1 pseudogene is annotated in these 671 nt (G+C 25.3%); it reads left to right on the top strand.

The window, feature by feature from the left end:
• Positions 1–145: 145 nt before the first annotated feature.
• A pseudogene (locus AZI32_RS17275) lies at positions 146–671 on the top strand (ABC transporter permease); the annotation flags it as partial.

Raw genomic sequence — 671 nt, 5'->3', positions numbered from 1 at the left:
TCTCCATTTCCAAAATTATTTATAGTAAGTAAACAATTATTAGAACATTTACCACATCTTGCAGTAATTGTTCTTAGTTTTATATTATTAATATTATACAATTTAATCTTTACTAAACTAAAGAAAAAAAATTATAGGTGATCGTATGAGGAAACAATTAAAAAATCTAATTATAAATACAATATTAATCTCGTTATTAATGCCTCTGATAATACTTTTTATTTGGTCGATATCTTCATCATGGGTATTTCCTAAAATTATACCAAATGAGTTTTCACTTAGAGCTTTTGAATACATCTTGAGTGATGAAAATATAAGGGTGTTAATAAACAGTATACTTATATCTATATCAGTTGTAACTTTGACTATGATTATATCCATACCAGCATCTAAGGCTATAGCACTTTATAACTTTAAGGGTAAAAAATTATTTGAGTTATTAGTTTTATCTCCTATAATAATACCTGTCATATCTGTAGCTATGGGGATACAATTAACTTTTATTAAGATGGGATTAGCAAATACTACACTAGGTGTTATTATAATAAATGTAATTCCATGTATACCATATGGTATTAAAATGATAACAGATGTGTACAAATTAATAGGTGATAAATATGAACTACAAGCGAGTATGCTAGGAGCTAAAAAATTAGATATTTTAAGATATG

Source organism: Clostridium sp. ATCC 25772 (genome assembly GCF_001573875.1).
In the GTDB taxonomy this organism is placed as follows: domain Bacteria; phylum Bacillota; class Clostridia; order Clostridiales; family Clostridiaceae; genus Clostridium_J; species Clostridium_J senegalense.
Note: the sequence above shows the minus strand (reverse complement) of the source record. Positions and strands in the feature narration are given on the sequence as shown.